The organism is bacterium (genome assembly GCA_018812485.1).
GTDB lineage: Bacteria > JAHJDO01 > JAHJDO01 > JAHJDO01 > JAHJDO01 > JAHJDO01.
In genome coordinates, this window is record JAHJDO010000012.1 from 1 (window position 1) to 9,529 (window position 9,529).

The 9,529-nt window shown below is 37.9% G+C and carries 7 protein-coding genes and 2 tRNA genes; 8 read left to right on the plus strand and 1 reads right to left on the minus strand.

Annotated elements, in window-relative coordinates:
• The first annotated feature begins 26 nt into the window (after nt 1-26).
• From asnB to ilvN, 7 genes are all read left to right on the plus strand, one after another.
• The gene (gene asnB, locus KKC91_00835) at nt 27-1,949 is read left to right on the plus strand and encodes an asparagine synthase (glutamine-hydrolyzing) (GenBank protein ID MBU0477104.1); all 1,923 of its coding nucleotides are present in this window, start codon (nt 27-29) and stop codon (nt 1,947-1,949) included.
• 59 nt (nt 1,950-2,008) lie between these two features.
• Nucleotides 2,009-2,917, plus strand: a complete 909-nt coding sequence (locus KKC91_00840) for a GGDEF domain-containing protein (protein ID MBU0477105.1) — start codon at nt 2,009-2,011, stop codon at nt 2,915-2,917.
• Between the two features lie 54 nt (nt 2,918-2,971).
• Nucleotides 2,972-3,048 (plus strand) — tRNA-Val (locus KKC91_00845).
• Between the two features lie 27 nt (nt 3,049-3,075).
• A tRNA-Asp gene (locus KKC91_00850) sits at nt 3,076-3,149 on the plus strand.
• Nucleotides 3,150-3,184: 35 nt separating this feature from the next.
• Nucleotides 3,185-4,849: a dihydroxy-acid dehydratase gene (ilvD, locus tag KKC91_00855; GenBank protein ID MBU0477106.1), complete on the plus strand. Its 1,665-nt coding sequence runs from the start codon at nt 3,185-3,187 to the stop codon at nt 4,847-4,849.
• Between the two features lie 4 nt (nt 4,850-4,853).
• Nucleotides 4,854-6,533: a biosynthetic-type acetolactate synthase large subunit gene (gene ilvB, locus KKC91_00860; GenBank protein ID MBU0477107.1), complete on the plus strand. Its 1,680-nt coding sequence runs from the start codon at nt 4,854-4,856 to the stop codon at nt 6,531-6,533.
• Between the two features lie 18 nt (nt 6,534-6,551).
• The gene (gene ilvN / locus KKC91_00865) at nt 6,552-7,040 is read left to right on the plus strand and encodes an acetolactate synthase small subunit (protein MBU0477108.1); all 489 of its coding nucleotides are present in this window, start codon (nt 6,552-6,554) and stop codon (nt 7,038-7,040) included.
• 84 nt (nt 7,041-7,124) lie between these two features.
• Here the strand turns inward: ilvN and KKC91_00870 are convergent, their stop codons facing one another.
• Nucleotides 7,125-7,910, minus strand: a complete 786-nt coding sequence (locus tag KKC91_00870; GenBank protein ID MBU0477109.1) for a hypothetical protein — start codon at nt 7,908-7,910, stop codon at nt 7,125-7,127.
• Between the two features lie 204 nt (nt 7,911-8,114).
• Between KKC91_00870 and KKC91_00875 the strand changes: the two genes are divergently transcribed.
• A complete protein-coding gene (locus KKC91_00875) occupies nt 8,115-9,317 on the plus strand; it encodes a phosphatidylserine decarboxylase family protein (protein ID MBU0477110.1) in 1,203 nt (400 codons plus the stop codon).
• The last annotated feature ends 212 nt before the right edge of the window (nt 9,318-9,529 follow it).

Below are 9,529 nucleotides of genomic sequence, written 5' to 3' on the forward strand. Positions count from 1 at the left end.
ATAATTAAAAATTGAAAATTAGATAAATGTGCGGAATTTGCGGAATTTTAAATGTAAGACCTGAAAGGTCTGAAGGCAATATTAAAGAAGAAACAATACGGAGCATGTGCTCTGTGTTAAAGCATAGAGGCCCTGATGATGAGGGAATATATCTTGGCTGGGGAAAAGATGCTAGAAAGAATATAGGGCTTGGTATAAGGCGGCTTGCCATTATTGATCTGGATACAGGGCATCAGCCAATTCATAATGAAGAGAGAACAATATGGGTTGTGTGTAATGGAGAGATTTATAATTTCCATGAACTAAGAAAATACTTAGAAGCTAAAGGACATTGTTTTTATACAAATAGCGACGCTGAGGTTATTGTCCATTTATATGAGGAATATGATGCTAAGTGTTTACAGTTTCTGCGGGGTATGTTTGCTCTTGCTATATGGGATGAGGGAAAGAAGAGTCTTCTTTTAGCAAGGGACAGAATAGGACAAAAGCCTTTGTGTTATGCTGAGTATGACAATAAACTGGTTTTTGCTTCTGAGATAAAATCGATTTTACAGGTAAAACAAGTCCCCAGAGAAGTAAATCTAGAAGCCATTCATAATTATCTTACTTATCAATATGTTCCATGTCCTCTGACCGCTTTTAAAGGCATCTTCAAATTACCTCCTGCCCATTATCTGTTGTGGGAAAATGGGAAAATTTCAATTGAGCAATACTGGAGTTTAAATGCAGTAAATAAGATTAAAATGTCAGAGGATGAATATTGCTCGCGTATTAGAAACTTGTTTAAAGAGTCAGTAAAGCTTAGACTTGTTAGCGATGTGCCTTTAGGTGCTTTTTTGAGCGGGGGTCTTGACTCAAGTATTGTAGTTGGTATTATGAGTAAGCTGATGAGGGAACCGGTCAAAACTTTTTCAATAGGATTTCAGGAGGAGAAATATAATGAACTTAACTATGCACGAATCGTTGCGAATCATTTTAAAACCGATCATCATGAATATATTGTAAAGCCGGATGCTCTTGATATTCTGCCTAAGCTCATATGGCATTATAATGAGCCTTTTGCAGATTCGTCCGCAGTACCCACTTATTATGTTGCAAAGATGACCAGCCAGGATGTAACAGTTGCTTTAAATGGAGATGGGGGGGATGAAAGCTTTGCAGGATATCCGCGCTATAAAGCTGTAAAATTAGCTGAGTATTATGAGAAATCTCCTCAATGTATACGTAATATGATTAATGCTGTTGTAAAAAAAATTCCATATTCTCCGGAACAAAAAACAATGCTCCGCCGTTTCAGAAGATTTGCTGAATCCATGGATTATTCTCCTGAAAGACGATATATTCGCTGGATATCTATCTTTGACAATGAAAGGAAAAAGGATCTTTACACCCCATTTTTTAGAGAAGCGGTTCAAGGGATTGACGCATTTGGTTATGCGGAAAATTATTATAACAATAGTAAATACAGCGATTTTCTGGACAGCACACTTTTTGTTGATATTGTGACATACCTTCCCGGGGACTTGCTTGTAAAAATAGATATAGCTGCAATGGCAAACTCCTTGGAGACGCGTTCTCCTTTTCTTGACCATAAATTCATGGAGTTCGCTGCTTGTATTCCGTCTAATCTTAAGTTAAAAGGGCTTACTAGCAAGTATATTCTAAAAAAGGCGTTTTCAGAACTTGTTCCTGCACCTATACTCAGACGCAAGAAAATGGGGTTTGGAGTGCCTATCAGTCATTGGTTCAGAAATGAGCTTAAGGAGTATCTTCAAGACGTGCTTCTTTCAAGACATTGCCTGGAGAGAGGATATTTTCAGACAAAATATCTAAAATTAATCATTAATGAACACACCAGTGGTCGTTATGATCATGGATACAGGCTATGGGCTCTTCTTAATCTGGAGCTCTGGCAGCAAATGTTTATTGATAAAATTCCTTTGCTGTAGCTTTTTCTCCACGTATATAATATATTCTTAAAAGAAGAGAGAAAGGTGGGATTAGAAGAATGTTGAACAGGTTGGATTTAATAATGGCAAAGAGCATAATTACAATAAAACCTGACAGCAATATTATGAAGGCGGTTAAGTTGATACAGGATAATAAAATAAGCTGTATCGTTGTTGTAAACAATAATTCACCTGTTGGAATAATCACAGAACGCGATATTGTGAAAATGGTGGCGAACGGGGAAAGCTTTGAAAAGCCAGTTTCAGAAAAAATGTCCCATCCTCTTATAGCCGCCAGTCCAGGAACATTGTTAAATAGAGCCCTGAATATTATGAGAACCAATCATATTCGTCGTCTTCCGGTCATTGAGAACGGAGCCTTAGTGGGACTTGTAACAGAAACAAATTTATTAGTGGCTTCAAGAAGAGCAATGATAGAAATGGAACAAAAACAGCAAAAAATGAAAAATCTGGCCATGGAAGATAAGATTACAGGGCTATACAATCGCCGGTATTTTCAGAGTGTTATGAAGAAGGAACTAAACAGAGCAAGGAGATACGGAGCACTCTTATCTTTGATATTAATAGACATAGATCATTTTAAAAAAATTAATGATATTTTTGGTCACCCTGTTGGTGATGCTGTTCTAAAAAAACTTTCAAAGATTTTTAAGGATAGCGCCCGTAAAGTTGATATTGTTTTTAGATATGGCGGCGATGAATTTGCCATTATCTGTCCTATATCGGGAACACGCTCAGCGCGGATTTTTGCAGAGAGGTTGATAAAAACTATTAAAAAGAAACAACCCATATATAACGGGACTAAACTCGCCGTTACAGTAAGCGCAGGTATATGTAAATATACTTCTATATACTCCAGTATAGGAAAGATAGTGAGAGGAGCCGATAAGGCTCTTTATCTAGCCAAACAAAACGGCAGAAATCAAGTCTGCGTAGCAGAAGGATAACCACACGTTTTTTACTTGCTAAGCATATTCACTTTTTATATACTGTCTCTTTCAGGGCGGTTAGCTCAGTCTGGGAGAGCGCCTGCCTTACAAGCAGGATGTCACTGGTTCAAACCCAGTACCGCCCACCAGAAATGACAAAAGTGCAGCTTTTCTAAGGGGGCGTAGCTCAACTGGTTAGAGTACCAGATTGTCGATCTGGGTGTTGCGGGTTCGAGTCCCGTCGCTCCCGCCGGATAAGAAATTTTTGATTAAGGAGGGATAGGTATGCGTAGTGATTTGATGAAAAAAGGAATATCAAGAGCCCCTCATCGCTCTCTTTTGAAAGCCATGGGCTATAGCGACAGAGAACTTTTAAGACCCATCATAGGAATAGCAAATTCTTTTAATGAAATTATCCCCGGGCATATTCATCTTAATCAAATAGTTAAGGCTGTTAAAGCAGGCGTTTATATGGGTGGTGGAACACCTATGGAGTTTGGTGTGATTGGAGTATGTGACGGCATTGCAATGAATCATGAAGGCATGAAATATTCTCTGGGCTCTAGGGAGCTAATTGCAGACTCAATAGAAGTTATGGCAAAAGCGCACCCTTTTGACGGACTTGTGCTTGTTCCTAATTGTGACAAAATCGTTCCAGGTATGCTTATGGCAGCGCTCAGGTTAAATATTCCGGCAATCGTAATAAGCGGCGGGCCTATGATGGCAGGGAAGATTAGAAAAGAAGCAATAGATTTAATAAGTGTTTTTGAGGCGGTTGGAGCTGTGGCAGGCGGCAAGATGAGTGAAAAAGAGCTTCTTGAAATAGAAGAGAGGGCATGTCCAGGGTGTGGTTCCTGTTCAGGCATGTTCACTGCAAACTCAATGAACTGTCTTAGCGAAGCGTTAGGGTTTAGCTTGCCGGGAAATGGCACAATACCCGCTGTTGATGCCAGAAGAATAAGACTTGCCAAAGAAGCCGGGGAACAGATAGTCGAGCTCGTAAAGAAAAGTGTAAAGCCAAGAGACATTGCAACGCTTGACGCTTTTAAGAATGCAATAGCCGTAGAAATGGCGCTTGGCAGTTCAACTAATACAGTTCTCCATCTGCCAGCTATTGCAAATGAAGCTGGAATAGAGTTTGATCTTAGTCTTTTTGATAAAATAAGCAAAAAGGTGCCGAATCTATGCAGACTATCACCAGCAGGCAAATATCATCTTGAGGATCTTGATGAAGCTGGAGGAGTGCATGCAGTAATGGCAGAGATCAGTAAACTGGGAGTAATAAATAAGAAATGCTTAACAGTAACGACCAAGAAAGTTTCTGAGAATATTGCAGGATGCGAGATTCTCGATAAAGAAGTTATCCGACCAATAAGCAATCCTTATTCTAAACAAGGCGGGATTGCAATACTAAGAGGCAATTTAGCGCCTGATGGAGCTGTTGTTAAGCAGTCTGCTGTTAGTCCTAATATGATGAAGCATTCAGGGCCTGCAAGGGTTTTTGACTCTGAAGAAGAAGCTATGAAAGCTATAATGAATAAAAAAATCAGGAAGGGAGATATTATTGTTCTTCGTTATGAAGGGCCGAAGGGTGGTCCTGGAATGAGAGAAGGGCTTTCTCCTACTGCAGCGCTTGCAGGTATTGGACTTGCGGATAGTGTAGCTCTATTAACTGATGGAAGATTTTCAGGCGGCACGCGCGGGGCAGCTATTGGACATATATCTCCAGAAGCAGCTGAAGGCGGTCCATTGGCTATAGTGAAGGATGGAGATACTATTGAAATAGACATAACTCGCAGAAAACTAAATATTAAGTTAACTAATAAGGAAATTAGAGATAGATTGAGTAAATGGAAAAAGCCAGAACCAAAGATAAAGTCCGGATATATGTATAGGTATTCACAGATGGTATCTTCAGCAAGTTCCGGAGCAATATTTAGAAGGAGATGATATTTTGAAACTCAGTGGAGCAAAAATACTTATAGAAAGCTTAAAGGAAGAGAAGGTGGAGGTCATATTCGGCTTCCCGGGCGGTGTTCTGCTGGATGTATATGATGAACTATATGCAACAAAAGAGATCAGGCATATTCTGGTTAGGCATGAACAGGGAGCAGCTCATGCTGCTGACGGGTATGCAAGAGCTACCGGGAAAGTGGGAGTCTGTCTTGCCACATCAGGTCCCGGAGCGACTAATCTGGTAACTGGAATAGCCACTGCATATATGGATTCTATCCCTCTTGTTGCATTAACCGGACAGGTGCTGACATCAATGATAGGCAATGACGCATTCCAGGAGGCTGATATTGTTGGAATAACAAGACCTATAACAAAATATAATTATCTGGTTAGAAATGTGGCTGACCTGGCTCAAACAATTAAAGAAGCTTTTTATATTGCCTCTACTGGTAAACCTGGTCCGGTTCTTATAGATTTGCCTAAGGATGTAATGGTAGATAAGACTAATTTTTTATACCCTGAAAAAGCTGATATTAAAAGCTATAAACCTACATATGCCGGGAATATTAAGCAGATTAAGAAAGCTGCAGAAGCTATTAATGGATCTAAAAAACCTGTTTTGTATATTGGCGGTGGAGTTATTGCTTCTCAGGGCGCAAATATTTTTGTGAAGGAACTTGCTGAAAAGAATGATATTCCTGTTACTGTTACTCTTATGGGTAAAGGAGGTTTTCCTGACAATCACAGATTATCTCTAAATATGCTTGGCATGCATGGAACCCAATATGCAAATCATGCTATTATGGCCTCAGACCTCATTATTGCAGTTGGAGCAAGATTTGACGATAGGATAACTGGAAAAGTCAGTAAATTTGCGCCGCACGCCTCTGTAATTCACATAGATATTGATCCTACTGCTATAGGGAAAAATGTTAAGACAGACATTCCTATAGTTGGAGATGTTAAAAGGGTTCTTGAGGAACTTATCAAATATATAAAACAAGGAACAAGGAAACAATGGAATAGCAAGATAGAAGAATGGAAAAAGAAATGCCCTCTAGTATATAAAGATGATGGTGATTGTATTAAGCCTCAGTATGTTGTGGAAAAGATAGAGGAAGTTACGAATGGAGAAGCCATTATAACAACAGAGGTTGGACAGAACCAAATGTGGGCGGCTCAATTTTTTAGATATACAAAGCCCAGAACATTTATTTCTTCCGGCGGTCTTGGCACAATGGGTTTTGGTTTTCCTGCAGCTATTGGAGCAAAAGTTGGATGTCCGGACAAGATTGTTTTTGATATAGCTGGAGACGGTAGTTTTCAGATGAATATTCAGGAGCTTGGTACAGCTGTTAAAAATAATATAAATGTTAAAGTAGCAATTTTAAATAACGGCTGTCTTGGAATGGTAAGACAATGGCAGGAGTTATTTTACAAAAAGAGGTATTCGCATACAATTCTTGACAATAACCCCGATTTTGTAAAAATAGCTGAAGCTTATGGAGCAAAAGGTCTGAAAATTACACGCAAAAAGGATGTTGAGGGAGCGCTTAAAGAGGCTATAAAAACTGACGCACCTTTTGTTATAGACTTTAGAGTAGCACCAGAAGAGAATGTATTTCCTATGGTGCCTGCAGGAGCAAGTTTGACAGAAATGCTCTCTGGATTAGCATAGAAAGGATAAAATAATAAAATGAAACATATAATATCCTGTCAGGTTGAAAACAAATTTGGTGTTCTCGCCAGAATAAGCGGACTTTTTAGTGGAAGAGGGTTTAATATAGCGAGCTTGTCTGTAGGCGCAACTGCTGAAGATCCAACAATCTCCAGAATGATTATTGTTACGGAAGGAGATGAAAAGGTTCTTGAGCAAATTACAAAACAGCTTAATAAACTTATAGATGTGATAAAGGTTCAGGATTTAACGGGAAAGGATACAATAGATCGTGAACTCATGTTAATAAAACTTGCTTATAATCCAGCCACATATACAAAACTGACCCAGATTGTAGAAACTTTTCAGTGTAAAGTAGTAAGCATGAATCCAAAACATCTAATAGTGGAAATAGATGGAGATGAAAAAAAGCTAAATACATTTTTGGATTTAATGAGACCGTTTGGAATAGCAGAAATCGCCAGAACCGGCAAAATAGCAATGACAAGAGTGGATAAGAAATTATAGAAAAGATCGCTGTCCCCCCTTTTCGTCTCATATAACGTCACCCGTCGAAGAAGAAGGTCTTTTGACGATTAGAGTGCATTTTTATCAATTAACGCTCGTGAACTTTGAGCGACTAGGAAATGGCAACCCCTTTTTTTTACAAATATCCGCAATTTTCCATTGGAAGTGATCTGTAGCTTTCGGGTGAAGTACAACTTCTTGTGCAATGCGCTTTAACTCTATCGAAGGCGCAAAAAATCTAAAGCCATGTGATTTATTTAATTCATAAAGATTTTCTTGAAAGTGTTTAGCCCTAGTTTGTTCAGCTGCCGGCCGAAAAGCCACAGCGCGTACCTCGTTTTCGAACTGGAAAGAAATATTCTTGTGTGTTATGTATTCAAGTAAATTTAACGATGGCAAACGTTCAACAGCATAGTCAATATAGCGAACCATACCAATAAATATGTAGTTAGGTAATGATTGTTGTAAATCGTGGTATGTGGTTCGAATAACCACTGACTCAGAACTTTTTGTATAACACCTCCACATTCGTTTTTTCTCAGATGAATTTATATGCCAGCAACTGACATAATGGTTAGGAAGAAATGCTTTTGAGAATTTCAATATCAGTTTTTGATTGTGTTCAATAATTCTCTTTTTCTCTTCAGTCTCAGCGTTTGCCGCTTGGTCTTCCCACCATTTTAAGTCACCAACTGGCTGAGTACCTTCTAAAGGATCACCTAGCCGTTCTGCCATAGGAAAGAAAAGTCGATCATTATTTATTAACCATTCAAACTTATCAAAGTCTAGGTAACGCCATAGATCGACATTTGTGTCGTTTGGTTGAGGGAATGCTGGATGTTCTATTTTGGTGAGCTTCTTGTTTTTCAATTTGTACTATAACATCTTAAATTATTGAACAGCCACTCCTGCTTTAATATTACCATAGCTCAAATTGCTTAAAATCTCAATAAAAATAGGCAAGAGGTGTCTTTATGAAAAATGAATTTTGTAAAAAAATTTATAAAAGTACATAATAGGCATCTAAACAGGATAAAAAACAGGAGGTATCAAATGGCTAAAAAATATTTTTTAATGGCTGTGACTGTTTTGTTTCTTTTTGGATGCACTTCAGCGCCGCATAGAACCGATGGGCTTAGCGGGATAACAGACACGAAGAGCTACTGCGAAGGACTGGCTGCAAAGTTTCAGCCGGTAATATTAGAATTTAAAAAAATAATAGACGAAGATCCTGTGGTTAGAATGTATTTAACACAAATGATTGAACAAATTCCGCAAAGTAATAAAAATTTAAAAGACGTAGAAGATTTGTTATATAAGCTGAATGAACTATTAAAATATGCTCCTGAATATAATCAAACACGTTTTGCGGGTACTCCTCTTTCAGAAATACTTGTATGGACAATGAGTACACCCGCTGGATTTGCGGCATACCGTAATGAAAAAATTAATACAATGATAAAAAATTATTTAATTGCATGGTCAGAATTTCTTAATAGTGAGAAATCACTGTACGTAATCAATGATTCTCCAAATGGATGGAAGAGTAAAGAAGCCCAAGTGAAATTAAATATGAATGATTATCAGCATAATCCTGAAGATGAATATTGGGGATTTAAATCTTGGAATGATTTCTTTGCAAGAAAACTTGTTAAAGGTGTGCGTCTTATAGCAGAACCAGACAACAATAAAGTTATAGTTAGTGCTTGTGATTCCACAGTGTATGAGATTAGTAAAAACGTTCAAAAATACAGTAAGTTTTGGATTAAATCTCAACCGTATTCATTAAATGATATGTTGGCTAATGATGAATTAGTTGATGAATTTGTAAACGGGGACGTTTACCAGGCATTTCTTAATCCTTTCAATTATCATCGTTGGCACAGTCCAGTTTCCGGAACAATAAAAAAAGCTTTTGTAAAAGAAGGGTTATATTTTAGTCAGGCTGATTCAGAAGGAGTAGATCCTTCAGCTCAAGAAAAATCACAAGGGTATTTAGTGCATGTTCAGACACGCGCTCTTTTTTTTATCGAAGCTGATGATCCCACAATAGGTTTAATGTGCTTCATGCCAGTAGGTATGGTAGAAGTATCATCATGTATTATTAATGATAATATAAAACAAGGATATCATGTAAAAAAAGGTGAAGAGTTAGGGTATTTTCAGTTTGGAGGATCAACGCATTGTCTTATTTTCAGACCAGGAGTAATTAAAGAATTTACTGCTGAAACTGATAAGTTTTACAAAGTGGGTGAACATATAGCTACTGCTAATTAGAACGTGTCTTCTGATAGTATAAAATCTCCCCTGACAACATCATTCAGTTTCCAAAGTTAAAAGTGTCTTTATGAAAGGTAATGTAAAATATTTTATGCAAAAGTAATTGAGATAGGAAAAAGAAAGGGCTATCCTCTCTCCTAAGAAAAAAACAGAATCCCGAGAAAGTATCGGGAAAAAGGAGAAGAGAGAATGCGCCCAGGAAAATATGA

Excerpts from the sequence above, each read along its gene's own strand:
- asnB (MBU0477104.1), top strand. The coding sequence starts at position 27 with ATGTGCGGAATTTGCGGAATTTTAAATGTAAGACCTGAAAGGTCTGAA.
- KKC91_00840 (MBU0477105.1), top strand. The coding sequence starts at position 2,009 with ATGTTGAACAGGTTGGATTTAATAATGGCAAAGAGCATAATTACAATA.
- ilvD (MBU0477106.1), top strand. The coding sequence starts at position 3,185 with ATGCGTAGTGATTTGATGAAAAAAGGAATATCAAGAGCCCCTCATCGC.
- ilvN (MBU0477108.1), top strand. The coding sequence starts at position 6,552 with ATGAAACATATAATATCCTGTCAGGTTGAAAACAAATTTGGTGTTCTC.
- KKC91_00875 (MBU0477110.1), top strand. The coding sequence starts at position 8,115 with ATGGCTGTGACTGTTTTGTTTCTTTTTGGATGCACTTCAGCGCCGCAT.